The organism is Sporosarcina sp. FSL W7-1349 (assembly GCF_038003045.1).
Lineage (GTDB): Bacteria > Bacillota > Bacilli > Bacillales_A > Planococcaceae > Sporosarcina.
Window position 1 is genome coordinate 1,120,036 of sequence record NZ_JBBOOK010000001.1, and the last position, 25,885, is coordinate 1,145,920.

Here is a 25,885-nt window from a genome sequence, read left to right on the forward strand (position 1 = left end):
AGACTCCTTACTTCGGTTGAATGCGTTCCATGAATGACCGGATCACTTCTTCGCTCATTCCTCTTTTTTCGATATGGACGATTTTCCCGTCTTTATCAATTAATACAGTCGTTGGCAATGGTCCAATATTATAGACTTCCATGACGCTTTTGTTCTTGTCGATCGCAATTGGGAATGTCAACCCGTATTGATCTCGGAATGACTCGACTTTCAATACCGGTTCCGCAATATCCACTGCCAAGATTTGGACACCTTTGTCTTTAAAGTCCTGATATTGCTTTTCCATATGAGGCATTTCCTCTTTGCACGGCGGACACCAAGTTCCCCAGAAATTCAGGAATACCCCTTGGCCTTTATAATCGGACAGGCGATGCTTATTACCATCCAAGTCGACAAGCTCGAAATCCGGAGCCTTGTCCCCGATTGCCAAGACTTCCACCTTCTCTTTCGAGGCTATTGAATAGATGACTGCCGAAACGAGCACTAGTAGAACAATCGTCCTGATGATTAGACGTTTTCTTTTTTTATCCATCATCGACATACCCGTCTCCTCCTATTGAAAAATAAGTTCCGTATACCATTATAACAAAATGATCGCCTCGGAATCCGGACATTCATGAAAGGATTGTGAACGTTTGCGTTTGAGGAAATAATTAACTTATAAATCACATTCATGTTAACCGGCCGAATCCGGGAGAGTTATCCGATTTTTCCTGTTTCGGCCAAAACACGCAACTGCTTCACCTCATGCGTCGTCAGCTGGCGGGACTCCCCGGCATTCAAGCCGTGCGTCGTCAGCATGGCGAACGACTCCCTGCGCAGTTTTAAAACCGGGTGGCCGATTGCATCGAACATCCGGCGCACTTGACGGTTCCGACCTTCATGAATCGTAATTTCGATGAGCGCCGTTCCGGCCTTCTTATCGACAGTCTGCATTTTTACATGGGCAGGCGCCGTCTTGCCGTCCTCCAGCTCAATTCCTCGTTCCAATTTGCGCAACGATTCCCGGGTCGGAATTCCTTTCACTTTTGCAATATACTTTTTCTTGATGCCGAATTTCGGATGAGTCATCAAATAAGAAAAATCACCATCATTTGTCAAAATAATAATACCTGACGTATCATAATCCAGACGCCCGACCGGGAAAATCCGCTCCTCGACTTCCGGAAAAAGATCCAGCACGGTTTTTCGGCCTTTTTCATCATGGACCGTCGAAATGAAGCCGCGCGGTTTATAAAGTAGATAATAGACAAAGTTTTCTTTGACGAGTTCCACGCCTTCTACTTCCACCCGATCCGAATTCGTTACTTTCGTTCCGAGTTCCGTAACTTTGACGCCATTCACTTTCACTTTTCCATCCAATATCAATTGCTCAGATTTTCTTCGTGATGCTACGCCCGCTTGCGCCAGCACTTTCTGTAGTCTTTCCAACTGAGTCACCCCGTCCTTCATACTGAAAAAAATTATGTCACACTTTGCGTAAAATGAAAAGAAGACCGACCTGAATCCCGTCGTCTTCCTTTCCTTTGGACCTTATTCGATTGTCAACGCTTCTGCCGGATAATCACATCGGTAGCTACGATCGGTTCATTGTCGAAAGACACAGTCCATATACCCGTGGCGGTCGGACGTTTGCCGCGTGGAATCTGGACCAGATTCGACAGTTTTGCCTGCTCCCCTTTTTTCATCAGTAGCTCGATCGGTTCCTCCAATTCCGCTTGTACACCCGGGAAGATTTTATAGACACCCTTTTTGGCGATGGTGACCCGTTTATATGTCGAAAACGCCTTGTCGGCCAAATCCAGATGGGTGGTCCAATCATCCGGATCATTCAATGTCACAACGATGATTTTTTTTCGATCTTTCTCGAAATAGGTGGCCAATGTCCGGCCGGCCGCCTTCGTGAAGCCCGTCTTACCGGCAACCGCTGTCGGCTCGGAATGGAGCAGCCGATGTTTGTTCTGCCAATGGTACGTATTCTCCTCGTTCTGGTACACATGCTTCTTCGTAGTAGCGATTTCACGGAACGTTTCATTTTCCATCGCGTAGCGCAGCATCAGTCCTGTTTCATACGCAGTGGAAAGATGCTGTTCATTATGCAGGCCGGAAGGGTTCGTAAATACGGTCCGATCCAACCCGTGGAGAATCGCTTTCTCCTGCATCAGCTGGACAAACCCCTCTACCGAACCACCGGCATGTTCCGCCAACGCATGCGCGGCATCATTTCCCGAACGCAGCATCAGCCCGTAGAGCAACGTCTTATCCTGGACGGCCGTCCCACTTTTTAAATAAATGGAGGAGCCTTCCGATGAAGCTGCCGCCGGTGATATGGTGATTTCACCCGACTCTACGCCGCTTTCGAGATACGTGAACGCGGTCCAGATTTTCGTCAAACTGGCAATCGGCAATGGCGTGTCTTCATTGCGCCCATCCAGCAGGCGTCCCGTTTCCGCATCGATAACCGCATACGCTTGCGCAGCCGATGCATCCACAGGCTTGCCCAGCATGAACCAGGCGAAACATACGGTCAACAGAAGTGCCCGTTTCAAAAATCGGTCTCTCCTTCCTCTTCCATCGAGAATGCTTCTTGGAACTTGCTCATGAACAGATCGGCATCTTCCGTTTCCTCTTCCTCCCCTTGCAAAAGCGGCGGAAGATCGGCAATCGAACGTAGGCCGAACCGGTCCAGGAACAGATCTGTCGTTCCATAAAGGATTGCCCGCCCGGTTCCTTCCGAGCGCCCTTTCTCCATAATATATCCTTTGGCGATCAATGTATGAATCGGACCTTCCGATTTGACGCCCCGCAAGTCGTCGATTTCCACACGCGTCACCGGTTGCTTATACGCAATGATGGCCAGCACTTCCAAGGAAGCCTGTGTCATCGATTTAGGGGAAGGATTTTCGAGCAACCGCTTCATATCATCGGCAAATTCCGCTTTCGTGACGAGCCGATAGGCACCGCCGAATATTCTCAGCGTAATGCCGCTATCCGGACGTTCTTCATAGCTTGCATGCAAGCTCTCCAATGCCCGCTCGATTTCTTCCTCTCTCCGATCGGTCAAAACCGTTAACTGGGAACGGGTCAATCCTTCATCCCCCATTAAAAATAAAAAGCTTTCCACCATACCAACTAATCGATCTTCCACGTCCATTTTCAAACATCCTCCCGGCGGACCGACACCGTCAGCCTGTCAAAATTCTGCTGCTGTTCCACAATGACATCCCTTCTTTTCATCAGTTCCAATAATGACAAAAAGGTGAGGACCAATCCAGGTGCATCCCCTTCCTCGAACAGGGTATGGAAATCACAACGGCCTCCCCTCGTTTCCAAGGTCGCCATGATGTCATCCATCTTCTCACTGACAGATTTCTCGTTTCTTGTTATACTGGCCGTACGAGGCGCCCGCAATCTTTTACGTTCCAGCATTTTCTGGAAAGCCCCGATCAGGTCGAAGACGTTTAATTGTTCCTCGGATTCGCCAATACTAATTTCACCAAGCGCCGACAAATCTTCGGGCGGTTTCGTGAAATGGCCAGAACGTTCCTCCGCGGACTCTTTCAAGCTGATGGCCGCCTCTTTATATTTGCGGTATTCGATCAATCGAGCTACCAATTCATCGCGGGGATCGGGTTCCATTTCAAAATCGAACTCTCCATCAGGTTCCTCCCCTTCATGGACCGGCAGCAACATCTTGCTCTTAATCTCGATCAATGTTGCCGCAAGTACAAGATATTCGCTCAGTTCGTCCAATTGGAGGACCCGCATAGCATGAAGATGTTCTATGTATTGTGCTGTCAATTCCGCCATCGGAATATCGTAAATGTCGATTTCCAGCCGGTTGATCAAATGCAAAAGGAGATCCAGCGGTCCTTCGAAGACTTCCAGTTTCACTTTATAGGACATTATGTACTCGCCACCTGCCTGTTATACAAGATTGAACACGTTAGGAATGATACTATGCATCCACTTCATCATCCACTATTCGTAAAGTTTATTGTGTATTTCAATGGGAATCAAGATTATTTTGAATGCCACGAAGTGTTGGAGGAATATTGGAAATCCCTTCCGGACGGAAACAAATCCCATCCATTGCCAGCCTATATCCTGTTAGCCACGGGACTCTATCATTGGAGGCGCGGGAACGAGGAAGGGGCTTTGAAGACGATCCGGAAAGCCGAAGACAAATTCCGGACGTTGCCCGATGAACATCCGGTGTTTGCCGAGGAGATCGACTTTTCCCGACTGCTGCAGGATGTCCGGCAGAGCGTCGTCCGGTTGGAACAAGGTTCGGATTTCGAGCCGTTTTCGATTCTCATTTCGGATCGCTTGCAACAGCTTGTCGACGAGGCGAAGCCGTCCATGGACCTTCTCCCCGCCGACAGTGATGATGTCATTTATAAACATATGCTGCGGGATCGGAGCGATATTCTCCTGGAACGCGAAGAAAAGAAGAAGGGCAGACGTTAATGTTCTGCTCCTTCTTCTTTTTCATTACACTTTTCTATAAAGGATTCGGTCTCCATGGTGGTCCGACATACTTTATCAGGAAACTGGGCGCGGACCCGCCTCACCATCTCCTGCCCGATCCCTTCCCCACGAAAGGACGGATTGACGGATAAATGTTGGATCGTATACTCATCCTCATCCATTTGCAGCCCGATCAGTCCGATGAAATCTTCATTTTCCTTCAGCAAATACAATTGCCAGCGGCTATCCGTTTCATACTGATGGATCAAGTCTTGCAATTTCTTCACATTTTTATCACCGGGCATGTAGGAGAGCAAACCCATAGCAATCTTTTCATACGTTTTCTTATACCGTAAAAGCATCAAATGATCCCTTCTTTTCTGAAAATCCTTCGTCAATTCGATCGACAAAGACTCACAATGGCAAGCCATTCACCTTTCCCTTCTTCGCTTGGCGAAAGCCTGGATTCACTGCGTTTGAAGATGCGGCATGATGAAATACCAGTACGCCGCCCCCCAAAGGCAGGCGGCGATCAGGATAAACAAAAAGAGAAAGATATTCCTTTTTTTCAATTGACTGCCCCTCGTTCCATCGCTTGAAGCGACAGATCCAGCCGGATGAGATCCTCATAAGTCTCCCGACGGACGGCGAGTCGATGTTCCCCGTTCTCGCAAAAGACGACCGCCGGCTTAGGAAGCCGATTGTAGTTGCTTGCCATGGAGTAATTATAGGCCCCAGTGCAGAAGATCGCGACGATATCTCCTTCCGTAGGGGAAGCCAGAAACGCCTCTTCGATCAATTTGTCACCCGACTCGCAGCATTTTCCGGCAATGGTGACTTTATCCTCATGGGCTTCATTCACACGGTTTGCCGTGATGGCCGTATATTTTGCACCGTACAATGCAGGTCGGATGTTGTCTGACATACCGCCGTCCACAGCGAGATACGTTCGAGTATTCGGCACTTCTTTCCGGCTGCCCGCCGTGTAAAGCGTCGTACCCGCGTCCCCGATGAGCGACCGGCCCGGCTCTATCCAAATTTCCGGCATCGGGTAGTTCGCATTTCGAGTCATGGTTAGGACGACTTTCGCCATTTCGTCGACATAGGCGGAAGGATGAAGTGGACGATCCTCTTCCGTATAGCGGATGCCAAAACCACCACCTAAATTCAAGACGGTGCATGTAAACCCATGTTCATCACGCCACTCCACCATCTTGTCCATAAGCGCTTCCGCAGCCAATCGGAACGCATCCGTTTCGAAAATCTGGGAACCGATATGACAGTGCATGCCAAGCAGTTGGATATACGAATGGTCCTGCAATTGACGGAAGGCTTCATCCGCCTGTCCGTTTTTCAAGTCGAATCCGAATTTGGAGTCTTCCTGTCCTGTCGTGATGAAATCATGGGTCGAGGCGTGAACGCCTGGCGTCACCCGGATCAGCACGTTCATCTTCTCTTCCCGGGACTCCGCAATCTCTTTCACTAATGCAATTTCAGAAAAGTTATCTATGACGAGACAGCCTATTTTTTCATCGAACGCATATTGCAATTCTGTAAAGCTTTTATTGTTCCCGTGGAAATGGATCCGTTCACGTGGAAACCCGGCTGCCACCGCTGTATATAATTCTCCGCCCGACACGACATCAAGCGACAGGCCTTCCTCTTTGGCCACTTCGTAGATGGCGATGGATGAGAAAGCCTTACTCGCATACGCCACTTGGGCTTGGACACCCGCATGTTTGAATGTTTCCTTGAAAGCCCGGGCGCGCTCACGGAACAAAGCGACATCATAAACAATTAATGGTGTTCCGTAAATTTGTGCAAGATCGACCGTATCGACTCCCCCGATCGTGAGATGGCCTTTCTCATTGACCGACTGTGTTCCGTAGAAATGCATCCTGTTTCCCTCCAAAATCTAAAAGAACTCGTACCCAAACTTTATCATAGAAGGAAGACAATGCGCAAATCTAGGATATGCGATTTCGTTTCGGAGCGTCGGTAATGAAAGGCCTTGGCGCATCGATTGTCATCGGGAAACGGACCAGGATACGCATCATCGCTTTCGGGAAAAATGGCGTTGCCGGCCATAGATAAGGGATGCCCATCGGCTTGAGCGTACAGAGGTAATAAAATAATATAAATATTCCCATGAAGAAGCCAGCCGCGCCCCAAATGGCTGTCAATGCCAAGATGGATAAGCGGAACACTTTCGTCGTAATACTCAACTCATAAGAAGGAATGGCGAATGTCAAAATGGCGCTGACTGCCACATAAAGTACAACTTCCGGGGAAAACAGACCGACGTCGATGGCCACTTGACCGATAACGATCGCCGCAACGAGCCCCATCGCCGTCGACATTGGGGTCGGTGTATGGATAGCGGCCATTCGGAGCACTTCAATACCGATATCCCCAAGTAGCAACTGGACGAGCAAAGGGACTTCCCCGACGTCATTCGGCCCGATATAGCTCAGACTATCCGGCAAATACCGCGGCTCGCTTGCCAACAAGTACCAAAACGGCAGCAAGACAAGGCTGAACGCCGTACCAATTAAACGGACGAGTCGGACAAAAGTCCCGATCAACGGTGCTTGCCTATACTCTTCTGCATGTTGTAAATGGTGGAAAATAGTGACTGGCACGAGGATTACGGAAGGGGAGGTATCCACGATGATAGCAATATGGCCTTCCAACAAATGAGCTGCACAAATGTCCGGACGTTCGGTGTAACGGACAAAAGGCATCGGATGAAAGCCCTGTTTCAATAAAAACTCCTCAAGGGACTTGTCCGTCATCGTCAAGCCGTCATGGCAGATCTCCTCCAGCCGTTTCCGTAAGAAATCAAGGTTCTCCTCGCTGGCGGCGCCTTTCATGAAAGCGAGCACGACGTCCGTTTTCCCTTTTACAGTCGTATGATGCATTTCGAAGCGAAGGTCCGGCACGCGGATCCTCCGGCGGATCAAAGCTGTATTCGTCAAAATGTTCTCCGTGAACCCATCACGGGAACCACGGATTACTTTTTCATTATCTGGCTCCTCCGGCTGTCTCCCCGGATAAGAGCGGACATCAATAGTGAAAGCAAAACCTTCCGCTGTGATAAAAGCGACTTGGCCACTCAAGACGGCGGCTAATATTCCCTTTTTATCTTGCGCTTCCGCAACGGCGTGGTAGGGAAAGAAAGAGAGGAAGCGCTCAGCGCCATTCCTCTCCTTCTCCATCTCTTCACTGCCCCACTGCATTTCCGTCAGCAAGGCGGTAATCGTATCACCATCCACTAATCCATTGATATATAATATCAACGATTTGACATCCCATAAATGCAATGTCCGGGCGGTCGCGTCAAACGATTCGCCGTCTCCGAAAAGTTCTGTAAACCACGTTTCTGCGTCTGTCATCGAGTTGAAAATCTTATTCATGGTTTCATTCCGTCCTCACTTTTTCGATACTTTCTTCAGCGTTGACGCCCATCCAAGCTTTCAATTGGGCCAGGATTTTCTTTTCCAACCGTGACACTTGCACTTGCGAAATGCCGATCCGCTCGGCGATGTCGCTCTGGGTGCAATCGAGGTAATAACGCATATAGATAATCGTTTGGTCCCGTTTACTTAACCGGGAAATGACGTCCCGGAGAGGAATGTGATCGAACACTTTCTCCGATCGGTTGTCCCGCAGCTGGTCCATCAACGTGAGACTGTCCCCTTCGCTTTCATAGAGTTGCTCATGAAGCGATGCCGGATCCCGTAAGGCATCGGACGCGAGGATGACATCATCGATCGGGACTTCGAGCACTTCGGCAATTTCCGAAATGGAAGGGGATTTTCCATGCTTCTTAACGTAATCATCGGTCGCATGACGGATTTTGAAGCTTAGCTCCCGGATGGAACGGCTCACTTTCACCATGCCGTCATCCCGTAAAAACCGCTGGATCTCCCCGACGATCATCGGGACAGCGTAAGTCGAAAACTTCACATCAAACGAAAGGTCGAATTTATCAATGGATTTCATCAGGCCGATGCAGCCGATTTGGAATAAATCCTCGAGGTCTGCTCCCCGCGAAGCAAAGCGCTGGACAATGGACCAGACAAGCCTCGTGTTGCCTTCGACCATGAGCCGTCTCGCCTCTTTATCGCCTGCTTGAGACGCTTGGATCAGCTCTCTCATTTTCTCTTGAGATAATAATACGTCCTGCTTATCAACAGATAGGTCCATACGTCACCTCGTTCTGCTTGCTTCCGTTACCGGAGAAAACGTTTTCTCGAACCTAACTACTGTTCCTCTTCCCATTTCAGACTCGACAGACAAGCTGTCGGAAAAGCTTTCCATGATGGTGAACCCCATACCGGACCGCTCCATTTGCGGCCGGGTCGTGAACATCGGCTCCATCGCCTGATCCACATCAAAGATGCCGGTTCCGGTGTCGCTCACCGTCATCTTCACAGTATGATCCTCGATCTGGGCATGAATTTCGACGAAGCTCGTCCCATCGCATTCATATCCATGGATGATGGCATTCGTCACCGCTTCCGACACAATCGTTTTGAACTCGGAGATCTCCTCGATGGTCGGATCGAGCGGAGTGATGAAACAAGTGAGCGCCATCCGGGCCAGTGCTTCGTTCTCTTCAATTGCGACAAACGATAATTTCATTTCATTGTTCATGTAAGACCCCTCCGATTTCCCCGATCGCCTGAGCGACCGTACAATGTCTAATATATGGACCTAGACCGGAAAAATTAAATATCTTTTCCATCGTCGGGGATGGATTCAAAATAAGCGTTTCTCCGCCAAGAGGAGCCAAATCTCTCATCCTGCCGAGAATCAGGCCAATTCCCGCACTGTCCATGAATCCAAGCCCATTCAAATCCCAAACGACAGCTCTCGCCTGCCCGGTGAATATGGAAGATGAAATATGAGTGCGAATCCGATTGGCCTCATGATTATCCAATTCACCATGTAATGACACTACTAATATTCCGTTGTCGACAAGTTCCATCTTTGCCATGCTGAACCCCTCCTTACTTGCGGATTATTCCACACAGGACGGGCCGAATCCTTTTACATTACAGAACTAGTCAGGAAAAGTGGAAGGTTCCCATTTTCCGACAAGTTTCACTTACGTTGGAAGTATGTACAATGTGTTAAGGATTTACACATCCCCGCCAAAGTTTCCCACCAACTGCGCGAATAAAAAACAAAATCCCTGTCCACCGGAAATTACCGATGAACAGGGATATGTGTAAACTATTTACGGCGCTGTGCCGGAGAACCGAATATAACTCGAATTTCACATTCTGCAACTCTTTCATCATCCACCGATTAATCTTCCAATCAACGGCGGAGGATCGACCCGGGATGTGCCAATTTGGATATGTTGCTGGATCATGGCCAAGGACTGCTGAACGTCTTCGTTATTAGCATGGATAACAGCAAGCGGTTCGCCCTGCTTCACCGGATCCCCGGTCTTTTTCTTCAAAACAAGGCCGACTGCCAGATCAATGACATCCTCTTTTGTCGCCCGGCCGGCGCCGAGCAACATGGCGGCCACTCCAAGGCTGTCCGCATCCATATGTACAACGAATCCGGAAGCCGGCGACGGCACTTCGATTTGAAAGGAAGCGGACGGCAGCAATGCCGGGCTCCCGACGATAGCCGGGTCGCCCCCTTGCGCCTCAATCAGTCTTTCGAACCGTTCCAAAGCGGAACCGTCACGCATTACCAGCTCCAATTTGGCGCGCGCCTCCTCGATAGTTGCTGCCTTCCCGCCGGCCACGACCATCCGGCTGCCTAGGACGAGACATAATTCCGTCAAGTCCGCCGGCCCTTCCCCTCTCAGCGTTTCAATTGCTTCCGCCACTTCCAACGCATTGCCGATTGCATAGCCGAGCGGCTGGCTCATATCAGAAATGACTGCCATTGTCTGTCTGCCGGTTTGACGGCCGATTTCAACCATCGCTTCCGCCAAGGCAACCGAGTCTTCCTCTGTCTTCATGAAAGCGCCATTTCCCGTTTTCACATCCAGGACGATGGCATCCGCTCCCGCCGCAATCTTCTTGCTCATGATCGAGCTCGCGATCAACGGGATACTGTCCACTGTCGCCGTTACATCGCGCAGCGCATACAGTTTCTTATCTGCCGGAGTCAAATTGCCGCTCTGCCCCATGACGGCGAGCTGGATGTCATTCACTTGGCGAACAAATTGCGCTTCAGTCAACTCTGTATGGAACCCCGCGATGGCCTCCAGTTTATCGATCGTCCCGCCCGTATGGCCGAGTCCCCGACCGCTCATCTTAGCAACCGGGACACCGCATGCCGCCACCAAGGGAATCAAAATAAGACTCGTTGTGTCCCCCACACCGCCCGTGGAGTGCTTATCGACTTTAATCCCCTCAATCGAACTCAGGTCGATCTGATCCCCGGACTCTGCCATCGCCATTGTCAAACTCCCTTGCTCCCCCGCAGTCATCCCCTTGAAATAAATCGCCATCAGCAACGCGCTTACCTGGTAATCCGGAATCGTTCCAGCTGTATAGCCAGCGATGAAAAACCGGATCTCCTGCTCGGAAAGCTGCTCCCCATTCCTCTTTTTCGCAATCAAATCCACCATTCTGACCAAATCCATCACACCTCTTCTTCAATCAAACCTAAAAAACTTATACCGTGTTCCGGCATTTTCACACCGAAGTTTTCTGCAATCGTGGCGCCGATATCCGAGAATGTTTCCCGCAACGGTAAGGCCCCGCCTTTAGAAATCGAAGGTGAATAAACGAGAAGCGGCACATATTCCCGGGTATGGTCCGTTCCGGCGTGCACCGGGTCATTGCCATGATCCGCAGTAATGATGAGCAAGTCGTCCGCTTCCATGGCTTCGACAATTTCAGGCAACCGGCGATCGAATTCCTGCAACGCCTCTCCATATCCGACCGGATCGCGTCGGTGGCCGAACAAAGCGTCAAAATCCACCAAATTGACGAAACTGATGCCGTTGAAATCCCTTTTCATGACATCGAGCAATTTATCGACACCGTCCATATTGCTGACCGTCCGCACCGATTCCGTCACACCAGCACCATTATAAATATCCGAAATCTTTCCGATCGCAATGACATCGTGGCCTGCATCTTTCAGCTCTTCCATGACGGTGCGCCCAAACGGCTTCAACGCATAGTCATGGCGATTGGTCGTCCGGATGAAATGCCCCGGTTCCCCGATAAATGGCCTTGCGATGACACGACCAACCAAGAATTCGGGCTGCAATGTCAGTTCCCGGGCGATTTCACATATCCGGTATTGTTCCTCAATCGGGATGATGTCTTCATGCGCCGCGATCTGAAGAACCGGATCGGCGGACGTATAGACGATAAGCGCTCCTGTTTCCATATGCTCTTGTCCGAGTTCCTCGATGATGGCGGTCCCGCTCGCGGGTTTATTGCCGATCACTTTCCGGCCAGTCCGCCGTTCCAGCTCTTCAATCAGCTCCAGCGGGAACCCATCCGGATACACTTTGAACGGTTGATCGATCCGGAGCCCCATGATCTCCCAATGGCCGGTCATCGTATCTTTCCCGACAGAAGCTTCCTGCATCTTCGTGTAAAAGCCGCGCGGATCCGCTTCGGGGGCAATCCCTTGGATGTCCGCAATATTCCCCAAGCCGAGATGCGCCATATTCGGCATTTCCAGCCCATCCATCACTTCTGCGATATGGCCTAGCGTATGAGCTCCCTCATCGCCGAAAAGATGCGCGTCGGGCGCTTCCCCGATGCCTACTGAATCCAACACAATCAGATGAACCCGTTGAAACCGATGTATACCCATTTGTTGTCCCTCCCATTTTCATTGCGCCTTACTTGTGTTACGCACGCGGATGAAATTTCACATACACTTCCTTCAAGCGGGATTTACTGACATGCGTATAGATTTGTGTCGTGGAAATATCCGCATGGCCGAGCATTTCCTGGACCGCCCGCAGATCAGCCCCGTTTTCAATGAGATGCGTTGCGAAGGAATGCCGCAAGATGTGAGGCGTCAGTTCTTTTTGTATACCCGCTTTTTGGGCATGCCCCTTCAAAATCTTCCAACATCCTTGCCGGGTCAGCCGCGAACCTTGCATATTGACGAATAAAGCCTCCACATTCCTCTGCTTCTCTGTGAATCGCGGACGCACTTCCTCCACATAGCATTGCACCGCTTGGATGGCACTCCGGCCTAGCGGGATGATCCGCTCTTTCCCTCCCTTGCCGAAAACACGGACAAACCCCATCGATAAATGGATGTCCTGCATATCCAGCCCGATTAACTCGCTGACCCGCATGCCGGTTCCGTATAATAACTCCAAGAGAGCCACATCCCGTTTCCCTTGCAATGTGGCGGCATCCGGTGCTTGGATCAGCCGATCGATCTCATCTATCGATAGGACCCGTGGCAACTTCTGTTCAATCTTCGGCAATTCAAGATGGACCGTCGGATCCTGGTCCGTCACCTGGTCCCGCAATAGGAATTGATGAAAAGACCGAATCGACGAAATATGCCGGGATATCGTCCTGGCCGATTTTCCTTCCATTTTTAATCGTTGCAGATGGCCGATGATCGCCGTTCGGTCCACCTTATTGATGGATGGGTGTCCAGCGTCTTCCATCGATTGGATATAATCGGTCAAATCCCGTCGATAAGAACTAATCGTATTAGATGAAAGCTGGCGTTCCACCTGCAGAAAATGGATGTAATCTTCAAGTGCAAAGCGGGCGTCTTTCATCGTAGTCGGGGATTTTCCCCTTTATAGTATGTACCCATGCCCCTTCCCCCTTTCATCAAATGACAAAAGGGATAGCGCACGCCATCCCTTTTCCTTACTCTTCCTTATCTTCCTGTTCTTCCTTATCGGACCGGCATCTTTTGCAGATGCCATGGAATGTCAGCCAATGGTCTTTTACGGCAAATTCAAAACGGCTTTCCACGACTTTTTCCACTTCTCCCAGGAGGTCTTCCTGGATTTCATCTACCGTTCCGCATTCGATGCAGATCAGATGGTGATGGAAGTGGGCAGCCCCTTCTTGCCGAAGGTCATAACGGGAAACCCCGTCCCCAAAATTGATTTTATCGACTATTTTAAGATCTGTCAGCAATTCCAATGTACGATACACAGTAGCAAGACCGATCTCCGGCGCTTTTTCCTTCACTAGCAGGAAAACATCCTCCGCGCTAAGATGGTCCTCCTCATACTCCAGGAGCACTCTCACAGTCGCTTCCCGTTGAGGCGTCAACTTATAGCTGGCCCCATGCAGTTGTTTCTTTATACGATCGATCCGGCTCTCCATACGACGCCCCCCTCAAACTGACTTCATTATATCAAAAGGGCTTTCCGTATGACAACCGAAAGGAAATGGCCTCCTATTCGGAACCTATCGAAGAATCAAATAGAAGATGACCATTTCAGAAGCCAATACGACAGCAGACAAAATTAACAAGATCGGCAAGGCACGCGGATTGCGTCTTTTTCCGATCGTCGGCCGCATAAAATAAGGAGGACTGAGCACCGCGCAATACAATAAAAACAGGAAGCAGGAGATGAACTGGAAAGGGAACCACCAGATCGTATAGTCAAGCATCTTCATCCCCGAACCGAGCAAATAGGACGAGGCCAGACCGAAAAAAACACTTTTCAAAGCCCCTGTGAATAAAACCAAGGGGCGAGTTTGCCGGATTCTTGAGAAAATATAAGCCAGTGTATAGAAGAACACAAGAGCACCGATCGGCCTGATCACTCCCGCATTCTGCCCCCCGACGACCCTCGCATCGTAAAAGGCGATCCATCTCTCCACCGCTTCGGAAGGAATCTCGCGGAACAACAGCGCCCCTCCGATATACCCGACCGCTAGTATGACGAATAGATGGATGAATGACAATGAACGGACCATAGGCCTGCACCTCCGCATAGTTTGTACAACATATGCTTGTCCGGCCGAAAATAGGTCATGTATTCAATAGATTTTTTGCATAGAAGACAGCGAATGCCGTTTTGGCGTCAAAAATCGAACCGTTGGTCATCATTTCCTCCGCTTCGGCAAGCGATACTTCCATTATATTGATAAATTCATCCTCATCCCCCGCTGCCGGATTATCAATCGGATATAAATCCCTCGCCAAGTAAAGATGGATCACTTCATCCGCAAATCCCGGAGAGGTGGCAAAGGACTGGATAAAAATAAATTCGCGGGCGCCATAGCCCGTCTCTTCCTCCAATTCACGGATCGCCGTCACTTCAGGGGCTTCCCCGGCATCGATTTTTCCTGCGGGGATTTCAATAAGCGACCGCTCGAGCGCCTTCCGATATTGTTCGACGAATACCAGTTTGCCTTCGGACGTGATGGCTAGGATGGCCACTGCGCCCGGGTGACGGATCAATTCACGTGCTGTCCGCTTACCATCCGGCAACTCTACTTCCTCTACCCGGAGCGTGATGACCTTCCCTTCATACAACGTCTCCCCCGTTACCGTTTTTTCCTCATATGTATCCAAATCCTTCATCCTTTCGATTGCGGAGTTCTTTCATTTACCATATGCGCATTGTACCATGGAAGAAACGGGAGGTGCATTTACTTGAATCAAAGAGAACTGGGCCATAGCGGTTTGACCGTATCAGAATTGGGGTTGGGCTGCATGTCGTTGCCTGACGACTTACAGGAATCCAAACTGATCATCGATGCCGCTCTCGATGCCGGCATTAACTTTTTCGACACAGCCGATCTATACGATGGTGGAAAAAATGAAGAACTCGTCGGCTATGCGCTGAAAAACAGACGGGAGGATATTATCTTGGCGACGAAAGTCGGAAACCGACTGAACCCGGACGGCGACGGTTGGACTTGGGATCCGACGAAACGGCATATCGTCAGTGCGGTGAAAGACAGTCTACGGCGGCTCGGTACCGACTATATCGATCTGTATCAACTACATGGCGGAACGATGGAGGACAATGCCGAGGAAACGATCGAGGCGTTTGAAAGTTTAAAAAAAGAGGGCTTGATTCGTCACTATGGGATTTCTTCCATACGCCCGACCGTCATCAAACGTTTCCTTGATGGCAGTTCGGCCGTTTCGGTCATGATGCAATATAGTCTGCTGGATCGCAGACCGGAAGAATGGTTGCCAATGATCCAGGAACGGGGCGCTTCCGTCATTGCACGGGGGGCGCTCGCAAAAGGCCTGTTGACGGACGAAGGATTGGCAAGAGCCCGGAAAATGGACGGGTTCCTTGACTATGATTCGACTAGCTTGCAACAAACCATCGCTTCTTTGTCTACAGTCTCCGCCGATCTGCATGCTATCGCCATCGCATTCGCGCTGCAAGACGAAACCGTGGCCACCGCACTGATCGGTGCCCGGACAAAGGAACAGCTTCAAGACTCCATCATAGCCTACCAAAAACCGGTCGATGCACAGATGATGGAAGCAGCCATACAACATGTCCGTGCCAACAAATATCAGGAGCATCGCCTATAGCTTAATTGATTTGAAACATTTCTGACATGTAAGTGTAATGATTGAAAGGGTGTCGTCCAGGGTAACCAGTAAGTAGCACCTCGAAAATCATTTTATTTACGGAGGAGATTTCATTGAAACTAACAAAATGGGAAAATAAAAGATGGCTAAAACTCGGAGCCGCCACTATATTATCAGTAAGCATGCTTGCTGCTTGTGCAGACGATAATGATCCGGATGACGTCGACGTAAATGTCGATAATCCGCCGGCTGAGGTGGATGACGGCACAGATACGGATATCGACATGGACATGAATGAGGATACAACTACAACACCGGATGGGGGCACGACAACGACGCCCGACGCCACGCCGGATGGAGACACTACAACAGATACGACTCCATAATACAACTAGCAAAAGGTCGGAGATGCAGAATGCTCTCCGACCTTTTTCCTGTTCCTTCATTCGACAATCAATTCAAACTATCCAACAATTTTTACAATGTTTTATGGTATTCTAATAGAGGTGAGTGTCCAGATGACTAGAACCGTTGGTCATAGAAAGAATAGAATCTCACTGACTACATAGATGGAGGGAAACAAAAATGAGAAGAAAGTTTTGGTTTGCACTTTTTTCCGTCATCCTGTTGGCATTCGCCTTAGCAGCATGCGGGAAAGATGCAGGATCGGATTCCGCTTCGACAGGGGATGCCCAAAAATCGGAGGGTACTCCGGAGGAAAGCTCATCCGCCGAGAACAAAAAGGTGGATATCGGAATGCTCAAACTGACGAGCTCCGCTCCTTTATTCATCGCATTGGAGAAAGGCTTCTTCGCGGAAGAAGGCATCGATGCACAGGAGAAGTGGTTTGAAGCGGCCCAGCCTATTTCAGTTGCCACAACGAGTGGAGATATCGATGTCGGTGCGACCGGAATTACGGCGAGCCTCTATAATATGGTGGCTGGCGGAGAGAAGTTATTGATTGTCGCGGATAAGGGCCGGGAGCAGGCAGGCTATTCATCCACTGCTGTATTGGTCCCGAGCGATTCGGATGTGGCTTCAATCGGAGATTTGAAAGGCAAAAAAATTGGAATCACGCAAACAGGTTCGACATACCACTATATGGCGGGCCAACTGCTTGAATTGCATGGTTTGACAACAGCTGATGTCGAATTGGTACCGGTGAACAGTATTCCGGGATTGATGGAGACGTTGCAAAGCAAACAGGTGGATGCTGTCCTATTAAACGAACCGAACGTATCGCGTGTCGTGAAGGAAGGCTATGGAAAAGTCATCGCCCAAGTCGGGGATGAAATGGATTACCAAACTTCCGGAATCTTCTTCTCCCAAGCATTCGCTGATGATAAAGAAACAGCTGTCAAGTTCCTGAAAGCCTATGCGAAAGCGACGCGCTATTATTATGATGCCGTCTTAACAAAAGAAGACGATGAAATCGTTCCGGGAGAAAACTATGATGAAGTGGTCGAAATCATCGCGAAATATACCGACCAAGAGCCAGAACTCATCAAATTGGGACTTCCTTATATGGACCGGGACGGAAAGCTTCTCGACACTGATATCCAGACACAGGTCGATTGGTATGTGAAGGAAAAATTGGTCGACTCTATTGATCCAAGTGAAATCGTCAACACAGAACTGTTGGAAGAAGCTCTGCAAGACTTAGGGAAGTGATCTAGATGAAGATTGTCATCGATGATGTCGGAAAGACATTTACCAGCACCAAGAAAGAAGTTACAACAGCCTTGGAGAATATTAATTTTACCATCCACGAGAAGGAGTTTGTCGTCCTGGTCGGCCCAAGCGGATGCGGAAAGTCGACCCTTCTCAACATTGTGGGGGGATTATTATCCCCTACTACCGGGTCGGTCTATTTTGAAGGAATCGAGAAGGATCCGAATTTGGCGATCGTCTTCCAAGAGATTGCGCTCTTTCCATGGCGGACGGTTTATCAGAACGTCATTTACGGGCTGGAGGAACGGAAGGTCAGCAAACAGGAGATCAAGGAAAAAGCAGACTATTACATCGACATGGTCGGTTTGACGGATTTCAAGGATGCTTATCCGAAGCAACTCTCCGGCGGTATGAAGCAGCGGGTCGGAATCGGTCGGGCATTGGCGGTCGAGCCGGACTTGCTGCTCATGGACGAACCATTCTCCGCTCTGGATGCCCAAACACGGACGCTGATGCAGGAAGAATTGCTGACCATCTGGAATCGGACCCAGCTGAGCACACTATATGTCACGCATAACATCCAGGAGGCGGTCTATTTGGCCGACCGCGTCATCGTGTTATCGAGACATCCCGGTCGCATCAAGAGCATCATCCCTATCGATTTGCCTAAAATGGGCAGAGGTGAAGAACAACATCGGGAACAATTTGAACGGTATTCAGAAGAAATCTGGCAAATGATCCGCCATGATGCCGTCGAAGCCTTAAAGGAGTGAAAATTCGATGGCACATCAGAAAAAAACCATCACTAACCGAGTTGCCTTTTTAGAAAAAAAGGTCCCGATCTACGCTTCCGTACTCGGGCTCGTCGGCTTGATCGTCCTTTGGGAAATCGTGTGTAGCCTGAAAATCGTTTCCCCACTTTTTCTTCCCGCTCCGTCGGCAATTGTAACGACGGGCTGGGATATGCTCGTCAGCGGGGAAATCATGAGAAACCTGGGCCCGAGTCTGTACCGGATCGGAATCGGCTATCTAATCGGTTCCACGGTCGGCATCATCGTCGGCCTTCTGCTCGGATTCTCAAAATGGGTGGATGCTATCGGGACGCCCATCGTCTACTCTTTGTATCCAATTCCTAAAATCGCCTTATTGCCATTGTTCGTTCTGTGGCTTGGAATCGGCGAACTGTCCAAAGTGACCATCATCGCGCTAGGCGTATTTTTCCCGGTCGTCATCAATACCTATTCCGGGGTGCGGAACGTCGATCAAATTTTGATCAAAGCAGCGATCACCTTTGGGTCCAACCATTTCAATGTCATCCGGAAAGTGATCCTGCCCGGTGCCTTACCGATGATCTTCGCCGGTTTGAAGCTGGCAGCCGGGACTTCCCTGCTCCTTTTGGTCGCAGCGGAAATGATCGCGGCGCAAAGCGGGATCGGTTCCATGGTACTGCATTACGGAAATCTCATGATTACTTCCAAATTGATGGTAGGCGTTCTCGTCCTATCCATCCTCGGCTTGACATTCAACCGGCTCTTGCAATGGTTGGAAAACAAGCTCTTGCCTTGGAAATGACAATATGAAATATACAGCTGTCCTGAAACCCGGAAAAATCGTTCAGGAAGGCTCCCTTTCCGTGGGCGTCGTTTAAGTCCAATCGAACAGCGAAGGGTTCGATTTGCCGTATTTCCGCGCACTTTGCGGAAATTAAGGCATCCTGTGCTGCCAAACGCTGCGCTTTTTGGCGCAATAGCCGTTCTGCGTTACGGCTTCGCGCCCTCCGGGATCTTCGGCTGACGCTACTCCCACAGGAGTCACGCCGTTCCTGAACGATTTTCCTAGCATAACCTAAAAGAATGGGGCTATCCGATTAAGCCAGTTTCTCACTGACTTATTGGACAGTCCCATGTTTTTCATTTCTGGCATTCTTCCATCTTCTGTTCCATTTCCTCCCGATTGAGCACTACTCTTGGGAACAGTGTAAAAACGGGGTCCAGTTGGTAGTTCATGTCTTCCAATTCCGCTGGTTCACTGAAAGGATATTCATAATAGATTGTGTGCTTGGCACTTTGGACGATGAGCCGAATCAGTTGGAGCGGCAGGGCACCCCCTGTATCTTCGTCGGTCAGGACCGTCTCCTCCTTGATCCAATCGGATTGATTGATGTACGTATGGCCTACTCGCTGGCCCTCGGACTCCTGCTCCGCAAATTCCACCAGTTCCTCCAAAGTCGCTGCTTGTCTCAATCTGATTCCTCCCTTTCCCATCACTCCTTGACTGTTTTCCCGTTCCCCCGCTGCCAATAAACATAAGTACCAAGGATTGCAAATAAAATTAGATTGTATTCGATTACATTTCTTGATAGGGTTGTAAAGAAAAGTGTTTCGGATAATCAATCATTTTAAAAACTTTTTCGTCCCTACTTCGTCTTATACAAGGGGACCAGAAGACATTTAGTGAGAATGGTGGTTGTAAGAATGAAAAGACAACAATTTAAAAAGCGAAAGAAAAGGAAATGGCTAGGAATCAGTTTCCTGCTAATCGCTTTGTTAATAGGGATCGGCGTTTTCTATTGGGTCGACCAATATAAGCAGGGACAGACATTGGCAAGCGACAGCACATTGAAAGAGCAATCCGCCGAATTTGATTTATTCGAAGGGCCGGAGCCGCAATATGGGGAAATCAACGTCCTCCTTCTCGGTTCAGATGCCCGGGCCAATGAGAACGGAGGGCGATCCGACACATTGATGGTTGCCCATTATTCCCAAAAAACGGGGGCCCTCAAACTGATTTCGATCATGCGAGACACGTATGTCGAGATTCCCGGCTATGGCAAGCAGAAAATGAATGCAGCCTTCTCCTTGGGAGGTCCGGAGCTCGTCCGCCAGACGATCAAGGAAAACTTCGGTCTCGATGTCCATTATTATACGATCGTCGATTTTAACGGCTTTCCAAAGCTGGTCGACATCTTGGCGCCCGATGGCATCGAGGTCGACATTCCGTATAAAATGGAACATGGGATTGGAATGACGTTGCAGCCGGGGCAACAAACATTGCACGGGGAAGAATTATTGGGATATGTCCGGTTCCGACATGACCGGAAAAGTGATTTCGGCCGTGTCGAACGGCAACAGGAAGCACTCTCCAAGCTCAAGGAGGAAGCGGTCGGGATGCACAATATCATGAACTTGCCGAAACTGCTCGGAGCCGCGGAAGCGTATATCGATACAAATGTCGATAAGATGACGATGCTGTCGATCGGAAAAGGACTGCTTGACAAAAAGTCGAGCGGCATCGAGACACTCCGTATCCCTGTCGACAGTTCCTTCCGGGATCTCGAAACAAATGTCGGAGATGTACTGGACATCGATTTTCAACAAAATATCGATGCTTTGAACGCGTTTTTGAAAGGGTCCAATGAAACTGCGGAAAACACGTCGACTTCAGATGAGCAATAGAAAAGAAAGGTTCCGCACCCCTTCTATTGGGGAGCAGAACTGATGAAATCTTATAAAAAAGCAAAAAAGCAGGGGAATTCTTTTATGAATTCGCCCTGCCTTTTTATTATCTTAGTAAACGGTTTTTTATCACTTTAAATTATTTATATAAAACGAACAAAGGATTTGTAATGGGGGCGGCGACGGTTGAACAGTTCCCGCCCGCCTGCTATAGCCATCGCTGGCAGGTTAAGACCTGCTTCCAACGGGCCAAGGGGCAATTGGGTTTAAGCTACCAGGGGCAGAGCGGGCGTGTGATCAAGCGGTTTTGGCTTATTCCTGATTGATCTGTACGGAACATCCTTCACGGGGGCCTTCCATCTCATACGCCGGGTTAAGTTCGCGAGCTTCAAGCGGCCTTAGGTGCTCGTCATTTGTTTTTAATTGGTGAATTTTGCATTAAAGCACTAAATATACTGTGGCTTGATTTTATCAAAGTCTTGCTTCAACAAAGAATACATATATAAATCATCGAATTTCCCATTTGTAAACTCATAATTCCTTAATAATCCTTCTCTAGTAAAACCTAATTTTTCTACTAACTTTTGTGATGAGAGATTAGGCGGCTCGATTAATGCTTCTAGTCGTTGAAAATTCATATGTTCATATCCGTAACTTATTATAGCTTCAACCGCTTCAGTTGCTATGCCTTTCCCCCACTGTGCTTTACTCAATTCAAAGCCTATTTCTGCACGGAAATGCTGCGAAACATAGTTATGAAAACCGCAACTGCCAATAACAATTCCTTGCTCTTTTAAAGTGATTCCCCATCTAATACCCGTTTTGTCGTTTTGTATTGACTGATACCATGATATCTCATCTAACGCATCGTTAATTGATTTAAAAGGTTCTAGTCCATAATATTTCATTACCTCTTCATCAGACAGATATTTCAAAATACTGTTCGCATCCTCTTTTGTAACTTTTCTTAACACTAATCTTTTAGTCTCAAGCACAGGAAATATACCAGCATCTTTAGTCATATAAACTTCCCCTCATTTTATATTACTTTTTCAGTGTCCTACCCCGTTAGTCGAACAAGGCTTTGTGATTAAAAATATTTCTATAAAATTAATTCACAGTCTAATTATATTTTAACACTCGACAATCTCACTATACTAAAGAACGGGGTGTTTAATCATTTTTTATCAAGGCTGTCAAAATGCCTAATTGATACGTTCAGTGTGAAAGCCCGTCAACAGCTAGTGCTAATTTTGTCGGTGCAAAAGTTGAGACACAACAGAAAGAAACCTAATCGTACAACTTATGGGGATATGTGATAAATGGGAACTCTATTTGAGCTTTTAGGTTTAATAGGTAACTTGCTTTTCCCCTTTACAAAAAATGTTACAGAAGAACAAATAGAGAGAAGAATATTAGATTTCTTGAGGAATATCAATGGTTTCAAAAATATCTTGAAGATACTACGTTTGAAAATTTAATTAAGGAAAATATAGACGTTCGTTTTGTAATAGGGCAATTCAACATTAAAAAATGAAAAATAAGACTGGATATCACAATACATATCAAAAGAAAATTCAAATTGATTCAATTCAGTAAGAACACCATATGTCCTTCTTTTTTTAAGGCATGTAAATTGACGGTTTGGAAATATCCGTTTCTTTAGTTCGTTCAATATAATAAAAAAAGGGTACGAAATCGGTTGTGATTTCATACCCTATTTGTTTTACTATTTTCTGTTTTGAACGCGAAAAGAGAACCCATGGGCCCCTCTCTTTTTCATTGCTTGTTTTCGTCTTTCGCAAATTCCGACTCCAGCCGTTTCATGAACTCCTCCGCAGCGCTATAGCCTTGCTGCTGCAAATACCAGTTATTTGCGGCTGCCTCAATCAGACCGGCGACATCACGCCCCGGCTGCAATTGGATTTGGATATGCGGAACAGGCACATCCAAGTATGTCTTGTACTTCGTATCAACTTCCAATTCATTGTTCAAGCTATTCTCCTGCCACTCCGTCAGCTCGATATCGAGCGCGATGCGGGTCTCTTCCTGGAAAGCGGCCCGTCCGTAGAGCCGTACGACATTCAGCAGTCCGATACTGCGCAGGGCAAGAAATTCCTTATTTTTTTCATCATGGGTACCGAGCAATGTTTGCGGGCTCAGCTTCTTCAACACGACGATATCGTCGGCTACAAGCCGATGCCCCCGCCCGATCAGGATATGGGCTGTCTCGCTCTTCCCGACGCCCGACTTGCCGCGTAATAAAACACCGATCCCCGCAACGTTGACACAGACCCCATGGATCGCAATCTCGGGTGCCATCGCCTTCACAACGTAGGCATCCAATTTCGCGCTCATTTCGGTTGTCGAATCCGGCGTCCGAAGAACCGGGATATTCTCCTCCGTACAAAACTGGCGAAGCCCGAGCGGCTCCTCCTGCTGTGATGTGATGATGATGCATGGCGGATCATAATAAACGATATTTTGAATGCGCAATTTGCACTCTTCATCGGAAAGCGTATGCAAGTAATTGATTTCATTCTTTCCGAGTATTTGGACGTGATCTTTCGCAATAAAATCAAATTTGTCCAAGAACTCCAGGCCCGGCCGTCTCACCTTCGTTTTTTTCAGGACGCGGTGTAGATGGTCTTCGCCGACCAGCACTTCCACCGGAAACTGGCGAACGATATCGGCCACTGTCAATGTTATCACCAAGGTCCACCCTCTTTCATTCGAAAATTCACATGGTGACGTATCCCTATAGTATAGCATGCGTTCCACAGATTCATAACGGATATTAGCATCAAAAAACACCAAGGCCGGAAAGTCCCCGGTCTTGGTGCTAACCTTGTCATGCTTCCTGTTTTGCCAACAGGACTGCTGCTTCTTTCTGTTCTCTTTCCTTCCTCTTTTTGGAAGGCAACATATTGAAAATGATATTGAGGACGATGGCCACCGAACTGCCCGCAACAATCCCGTTGCTCGTTAAAATCTGGAAGCTCTCGGGAAGGCCGGCAAACAATTTAGGCACGACCGAAACACCAAGGCCGAGACCAACCGAACAAGCGATGATCATGGCATTGTCTTGGGAATCCGCAACGACCTTGCTCAACATCTTAATACCTTGTACAACGACCATTCCGAACATGGCAACCATCGCTCCGCCAAGGACCGAAGTAGGGATGATGATGGCAAGTGCCGCAATCTTCGGCATGAAACCAAGCAAAATCAGCATGCCTGCCGTAATCGCGATGACTCTGCGGGATTTCACACCCGACATCTGAATCAACCCGACGTTCTGGGAGAAAGTTGTGTACGGGAAAGCACTGAAAATCCCGCCAATGACGGAAGCCAACCCTTCTGCACGGTATCCTTTTTCCAAGTCTTTCTGCTTTAGATCTTTTTCACAAATGTCGCCAAGTGCGAAATACACGCCTGTCGATTCGACAAGTGATACCATGGCAACGAGAGTCATCGTAATGATTGGCAGCAGATCGAATGTTGGGGTCGCCAAGTAAAAAGGCTGTACCATATGGAAGAGATCTGCGTCTTTTACCGGTGCAAAATCAACGACATTCATGAAGATACCCGCAATCGTTCCCGCTACCATTCCGAGCAAGATGGAGATCGAACGAAGAAACCCTTTTGTGAAACGATATATTAAAACGATCATTAGAAGCGTTCCGAATGACAAAGCGATGTTTTGCCATGAACCGAAATCGGGGGCGTCCATGCCGCCGCCCATATTATTGAGAGCGACCGGGATCAATGTCAACCCGATAATCGTCACGACAGAACCCGTTACGACCGGCGGGAAAAAGCGGACAAGACTTCCGAAAAACTTGCTGATGATGACGATAATTAAACCGGACGCAATGATGGCGCCATAAATAGAGGAAATGCCGTATTTATCACCAATAGAAATCATCGGACCGACCGCGGTAAATGTACAACCGAGGACGACCGGCAGACCGATTCCGACGAAGCGGTTCGTCATGATCTGAAGGAATGTCGCCACACCGCACATGAGAATATCAATGGACACGAGATACGTCAATTGTTTCGCATCCAACCCGATAGCCCCCCCGACGATCAACGGAACGAGCACAGCCCCCGCGTACATCGCGAGAAGATGTTGAAATCCTAATAACGTCGATTTCATCGAGATGGTACCTCCTCAGCAAATGTCACTTGTCCATTCTCAAGCGATTCCACAATGGCCAATGACTCCAGCCGGATCCCCTGCTCGCGAATGAGCGCACCGCCCGGTTGGAATCCTTTCTCGATGACAATGCCGACACCCGCCAACCGGGCCCCTGCCTGTTCCACGATATCCAGCAAGCCAAGCGCCGCCTGGCCGTTTGCCAAAAAATCGTCAATCAACAATACCGTATCCTCATTCGTCAAAAAGTCTTTCGAGACAGAAATGTCATTCGTCTCTTGCTTCGTGAATGAACGGACGCTTGCCGTGTACAAATCGTCCACCAATGTCAAGGACTTTCGCTTCCTTGCAAAGATGACCGGCACGCCAAGATACAGCCCTGCCATCGTGGATGGTGCAATCCCCGATGATTCAATCGTTACGATTTTAGTGATCCCCGCGTCCATGAACCGGTCCGCAAATTCCTTCCCGATCGCCTGCATCAGTTCCGGATCGATCTGATGATTCAAAAACGAATCCACTTTCAGCACTTCTTTCGACAACACGTTACCATCCTGCTGAATTCTGTCTTTCAACAACTTCACGATGAGTCCTCCCTATGAAAATAAATAAAAAAGCCCGGACGATATTG

29 protein-coding genes are annotated in these 25,885 nt (G+C 48.6%); 7 read left to right on the forward strand and 22 right to left on the reverse strand.

From position 1 onward, the window contains the following. Positions 1-7: 7 nt before the first annotated feature. From resA to MKY41_RS05630, 5 genes are all read right to left on the reverse strand, one after another. The gene (gene resA / locus MKY41_RS05610) at positions 8-532 is read right to left on the reverse strand and encodes a thiol-disulfide oxidoreductase ResA (protein WP_340745641.1); all 525 of its coding nucleotides are present in this window, start codon (positions 530-532) and stop codon (positions 8-10) included. Positions 533-699: 167 nt separating this feature from the next. Beyond that, complete coding sequence (locus MKY41_RS05615; protein ID WP_340744106.1) at positions 700-1,431, reverse strand: pseudouridine synthase; 732 nt, start codon at positions 1,429-1,431, stop codon at positions 700-702. Positions 1,432-1,544: 113 nt separating this feature from the next. Then, the gene (locus MKY41_RS05620; RefSeq protein ID WP_340744107.1) at positions 1,545-2,549 is read right to left on the reverse strand and encodes a D-alanyl-D-alanine carboxypeptidase family protein; all 1,005 of its coding nucleotides are present in this window, start codon (positions 2,547-2,549) and stop codon (positions 1,545-1,547) included. Further along, positions 2,546-3,154 carry an SMC-Scp complex subunit ScpB gene (gene scpB / locus MKY41_RS05625; protein ID WP_340744108.1) on the reverse strand — a complete coding sequence of 203 codons (609 nt, stop codon included), beginning with the start codon at positions 3,152-3,154 and terminating at the stop codon, positions 2,546-2,548. Before scpB ends, MKY41_RS05620 begins: the two co-directional genes overlap by 4 nt. 2 nt (positions 3,155-3,156) lie before the next feature. Further along, positions 3,157-3,906 (reverse strand): segregation/condensation protein A, encoded by a 750-nt coding sequence (locus tag MKY41_RS05630; protein WP_340744109.1) that lies wholly within the window; start codon positions 3,904-3,906, stop codon positions 3,157-3,159. 54 nt (positions 3,907-3,960) lie between these two features. Between MKY41_RS05630 and MKY41_RS05635 the strand changes: the two genes are divergently transcribed. Further along, on the forward strand, positions 3,961-4,470 hold the full coding sequence (locus MKY41_RS05635; protein ID WP_340744110.1) for a DUF309 domain-containing protein: 510 nt from the start codon (positions 3,961-3,963) through the stop codon (positions 4,468-4,470). On the opposite strand, the gene MKY41_RS05640 is transcribed toward MKY41_RS05635, so the two are convergent. From MKY41_RS05640 to MKY41_RS05695, 12 genes are all read right to left on the reverse strand, one after another. Next, entirely contained in the window at positions 4,467-4,901 is a 435-nt protein-coding gene (locus MKY41_RS05640; protein ID WP_340744111.1) for a GNAT family N-acetyltransferase, read from the reverse strand. The two genes, MKY41_RS05635 and MKY41_RS05640, sit on opposite strands and share 4 nt — an antisense overlap. A 137-nt stretch (positions 4,902-5,038) precedes the next feature. Further along, positions 5,039-6,367: a diaminopimelate decarboxylase gene (lysA, locus tag MKY41_RS05645; RefSeq protein ID WP_340744112.1), complete on the reverse strand. Its 1,329-nt coding sequence runs from the start codon at positions 6,365-6,367 to the stop codon at positions 5,039-5,041. Positions 6,368-6,437: 70 nt separating this feature from the next. Beyond that, complete coding sequence (locus tag MKY41_RS05650; protein ID WP_340744113.1) at positions 6,438-7,886, reverse strand: spore germination protein; 1,449 nt, start codon at positions 7,884-7,886, stop codon at positions 6,438-6,440. A 4-nt stretch (positions 7,887-7,890) separates the two neighbouring features. Further along, on the reverse strand, positions 7,891-8,679 hold the full coding sequence (locus MKY41_RS05655; RefSeq protein ID WP_340744114.1) for a SigF/SigG family RNA polymerase sporulation sigma factor: 789 nt from the start codon (positions 8,677-8,679) through the stop codon (positions 7,891-7,893). A gap of 3 nt (positions 8,680-8,682) precedes the next feature. Further along, positions 8,683-9,129 carry an anti-sigma F factor gene (gene spoIIAB, locus MKY41_RS05660; protein WP_041074452.1) on the reverse strand — a complete coding sequence of 149 codons (447 nt, stop codon included), beginning with the start codon at positions 9,127-9,129 and terminating at the stop codon, positions 8,683-8,685. Beyond that, positions 9,119-9,472 carry an STAS domain-containing protein gene (locus tag MKY41_RS05665; protein ID WP_340744115.1) on the reverse strand — a complete coding sequence of 118 codons (354 nt, stop codon included), beginning with the start codon at positions 9,470-9,472 and terminating at the stop codon, positions 9,119-9,121. Before MKY41_RS05665 ends, spoIIAB begins: the two co-directional genes overlap by 11 nt. A gap of 303 nt (positions 9,473-9,775) precedes the next feature. Continuing rightward, positions 9,776-11,089: a pyrimidine-nucleoside phosphorylase gene (locus MKY41_RS05670; protein ID WP_340744116.1), complete on the reverse strand. Its 1,314-nt coding sequence runs from the start codon at positions 11,087-11,089 to the stop codon at positions 9,776-9,778. Further along, positions 11,089-12,282 (reverse strand): phosphopentomutase, encoded by a 1,194-nt coding sequence (gene deoB, locus MKY41_RS05675; RefSeq protein ID WP_340744117.1) that lies wholly within the window; start codon positions 12,280-12,282, stop codon positions 11,089-11,091. Before deoB ends, MKY41_RS05670 begins: the two co-directional genes overlap by 1 nt. A 37-nt stretch (positions 12,283-12,319) precedes the next feature. Further along, complete coding sequence (xerD, locus tag MKY41_RS05680; protein WP_340744118.1) at positions 12,320-13,219, reverse strand: site-specific tyrosine recombinase XerD; 900 nt, start codon at positions 13,217-13,219, stop codon at positions 12,320-12,322. A gap of 94 nt (positions 13,220-13,313) precedes the next feature. Next, a complete protein-coding gene (gene fur / locus MKY41_RS05685) occupies positions 13,314-13,781 on the reverse strand; it encodes a ferric iron uptake transcriptional regulator (protein ID WP_340744119.1) in 468 nt (155 codons plus the stop codon). An 84-nt stretch (positions 13,782-13,865) separates the two neighbouring features. Further along, positions 13,866-14,381 (reverse strand): hypothetical protein, encoded by a 516-nt coding sequence (locus tag MKY41_RS05690; RefSeq protein ID WP_340744120.1) that lies wholly within the window; start codon positions 14,379-14,381, stop codon positions 13,866-13,868. A 55-nt stretch (positions 14,382-14,436) separates the two neighbouring features. Then, positions 14,437-14,982, reverse strand: a complete 546-nt coding sequence (locus MKY41_RS05695; protein ID WP_340744121.1) for an NUDIX hydrolase — start codon at positions 14,980-14,982, stop codon at positions 14,437-14,439. 81 nt (positions 14,983-15,063) lie between these two features. On the opposite strand from MKY41_RS05695, the gene MKY41_RS05700 reads away from it, so the two are divergent. The 5 genes from MKY41_RS05700 to MKY41_RS05720 all read left to right on the forward strand — a co-directional run bounded on the left by MKY41_RS05700 (position 15,064) and on the right by MKY41_RS05720 (position 19,209). Then, positions 15,064-15,966: an aldo/keto reductase gene (locus tag MKY41_RS05700; protein WP_340744122.1), complete on the forward strand. Its 903-nt coding sequence runs from the start codon at positions 15,064-15,066 to the stop codon at positions 15,964-15,966. A gap of 113 nt (positions 15,967-16,079) precedes the next feature. After that, positions 16,080-16,352 (forward strand): hypothetical protein, encoded by a 273-nt coding sequence (locus MKY41_RS05705; protein WP_340744123.1) that lies wholly within the window; start codon positions 16,080-16,082, stop codon positions 16,350-16,352. A 199-nt stretch (positions 16,353-16,551) separates the two neighbouring features. Further along, complete coding sequence (locus MKY41_RS05710; RefSeq protein WP_340744124.1) at positions 16,552-17,637, forward strand: ABC transporter substrate-binding protein; 1,086 nt, start codon at positions 16,552-16,554, stop codon at positions 17,635-17,637. A 5-nt stretch (positions 17,638-17,642) separates the two neighbouring features. Next, positions 17,643-18,410, forward strand: a complete 768-nt coding sequence (locus MKY41_RS05715; protein ID WP_340744125.1) for an ABC transporter ATP-binding protein — start codon at positions 17,643-17,645, stop codon at positions 18,408-18,410. 7 nt (positions 18,411-18,417) lie between these two features. Further along, positions 18,418-19,209, forward strand: a complete 792-nt coding sequence (locus tag MKY41_RS05720) for an ABC transporter permease (RefSeq protein ID WP_340744126.1) — start codon at positions 18,418-18,420, stop codon at positions 19,207-19,209. 338 nt (positions 19,210-19,547) lie between these two features. On the opposite strand, the gene MKY41_RS05725 is transcribed toward MKY41_RS05720, so the two are convergent. Next, on the reverse strand, positions 19,548-19,880 hold the full coding sequence (locus MKY41_RS05725; protein ID WP_340744127.1) for a hypothetical protein: 333 nt from the start codon (positions 19,878-19,880) through the stop codon (positions 19,548-19,550). Positions 19,881-20,111: 231 nt separating this feature from the next. Here MKY41_RS05725 and MKY41_RS05730 point away from each other — a divergent pair, with 231 nt between their 5' ends. Continuing rightward, entirely contained in the window at positions 20,112-21,092 is a 981-nt protein-coding gene (locus MKY41_RS05730) for an LCP family protein (protein ID WP_340744128.1), read from the forward strand. Positions 21,093-21,538: 446 nt separating this feature from the next. Here the strand turns inward: MKY41_RS05730 and MKY41_RS05735 are convergent, their stop codons facing one another. The 4 genes from MKY41_RS05735 to MKY41_RS05750 form a co-directional block, all read right to left on the reverse strand. Continuing rightward, positions 21,539-22,114 carry a GNAT family N-acetyltransferase gene (locus tag MKY41_RS05735; protein WP_340744129.1) on the reverse strand — a complete coding sequence of 192 codons (576 nt, stop codon included), beginning with the start codon at positions 22,112-22,114 and terminating at the stop codon, positions 21,539-21,541. Positions 22,115-22,871: 757 nt separating this feature from the next. Further along, positions 22,872-23,804: an HPr(Ser) kinase/phosphatase gene (gene hprK, locus MKY41_RS05740; protein WP_340744130.1), complete on the reverse strand. Its 933-nt coding sequence runs from the start codon at positions 23,802-23,804 to the stop codon at positions 22,872-22,874. A gap of 139 nt (positions 23,805-23,943) precedes the next feature. Next, complete coding sequence (locus MKY41_RS05745; RefSeq protein ID WP_340744131.1) at positions 23,944-25,254, reverse strand: nucleobase:cation symporter-2 family protein; 1,311 nt, start codon at positions 25,252-25,254, stop codon at positions 23,944-23,946. Further along, a complete protein-coding gene (locus tag MKY41_RS05750; protein ID WP_340744132.1) occupies positions 25,251-25,838 on the reverse strand; it encodes a xanthine phosphoribosyltransferase in 588 nt (195 codons plus the stop codon). Before MKY41_RS05750 ends, MKY41_RS05745 begins: the two co-directional genes overlap by 4 nt. Positions 25,839-25,885 lie beyond the last annotated feature (47 nt).

Bases quoted from the DNA above. Each gene is read 5' to 3' on its own strand.
- lysA (WP_340744112.1), bottom strand. From the start codon at position 6,367: ATGCATTTCTACGGAACACAGTCGGTCAATGAGAAAGGCCATCTCACG.
- MKY41_RS05730 (WP_340744128.1), top strand. From the start codon at position 20,112: ATGAAAAGACAACAATTTAAAAAGCGAAAGAAAAGGAAATGGCTAGGA.
- MKY41_RS05670 (WP_340744116.1), bottom strand. From the start codon at position 11,089: ATGGATTTGGTCAGAATGGTGGATTTGATTGCGAAAAAGAGGAATGGG.
- MKY41_RS05655 (WP_340744114.1), bottom strand. From the start codon at position 8,679: ATGGACCTATCTGTTGATAAGCAGGACGTATTATTATCTCAAGAGAAA.
- MKY41_RS05690 (WP_340744120.1), bottom strand. From the start codon at position 14,381: ATGGTCCGTTCATTGTCATTCATCCATCTATTCGTCATACTAGCGGTC.
- spoIIAB (WP_041074452.1), bottom strand. From the start codon at position 9,129: ATGAACAATGAAATGAAATTATCGTTTGTCGCAATTGAAGAGAACGAA.
- xerD (WP_340744118.1), bottom strand. From the start codon at position 13,219: ATGAAAGACGCCCGCTTTGCACTTGAAGATTACATCCATTTTCTGCAG.
- resA (WP_340745641.1), bottom strand. From the start codon at position 532: ATGGATAAAAAAAGAAAACGTCTAATCATCAGGACGATTGTTCTACTA.
- scpB (WP_340744108.1), bottom strand. From the start codon at position 3,154: ATGGACGTGGAAGATCGATTAGTTGGTATGGTGGAAAGCTTTTTATTT.
- MKY41_RS05720 (WP_340744126.1), top strand. From the start codon at position 18,418: ATGGCACATCAGAAAAAAACCATCACTAACCGAGTTGCCTTTTTAGAA.
- MKY41_RS05710 (WP_340744124.1), top strand. From the start codon at position 16,552: ATGAGAAGAAAGTTTTGGTTTGCACTTTTTTCCGTCATCCTGTTGGCA.
- MKY41_RS05715 (WP_340744125.1), top strand. From the start codon at position 17,643: ATGAAGATTGTCATCGATGATGTCGGAAAGACATTTACCAGCACCAAG.
- MKY41_RS05635 (WP_340744110.1), top strand. From the start codon at position 3,961: ATGCATCCACTTCATCATCCACTATTCGTAAAGTTTATTGTGTATTTC.
- fur (WP_340744119.1), bottom strand. From the start codon at position 13,781: ATGGAGAGCCGGATCGATCGTATAAAGAAACAACTGCATGGGGCCAGC.
- MKY41_RS05640 (WP_340744111.1), bottom strand. From the start codon at position 4,901: ATGGCTTGCCATTGTGAGTCTTTGTCGATCGAATTGACGAAGGATTTT.
- MKY41_RS05665 (WP_340744115.1), bottom strand. From the start codon at position 9,472: ATGGCAAAGATGGAACTTGTCGACAACGGAATATTAGTAGTGTCATTA.
- MKY41_RS05735 (WP_340744129.1), bottom strand. From the start codon at position 22,114: ATGACTAAAGATGCTGGTATATTTCCTGTGCTTGAGACTAAAAGATTA.
- deoB (WP_340744117.1), bottom strand. From the start codon at position 12,282: ATGGGTATACATCGGTTTCAACGGGTTCATCTGATTGTGTTGGATTCA.
- MKY41_RS05630 (WP_340744109.1), bottom strand. From the start codon at position 3,906: ATGTCCTATAAAGTGAAACTGGAAGTCTTCGAAGGACCGCTGGATCTC.
- MKY41_RS05745 (WP_340744131.1), bottom strand. From the start codon at position 25,254: ATGAAATCGACGTTATTAGGATTTCAACATCTTCTCGCGATGTACGCG.
- MKY41_RS05650 (WP_340744113.1), bottom strand. From the start codon at position 7,886: ATGAATAAGATTTTCAACTCGATGACAGACGCAGAAACGTGGTTTACA.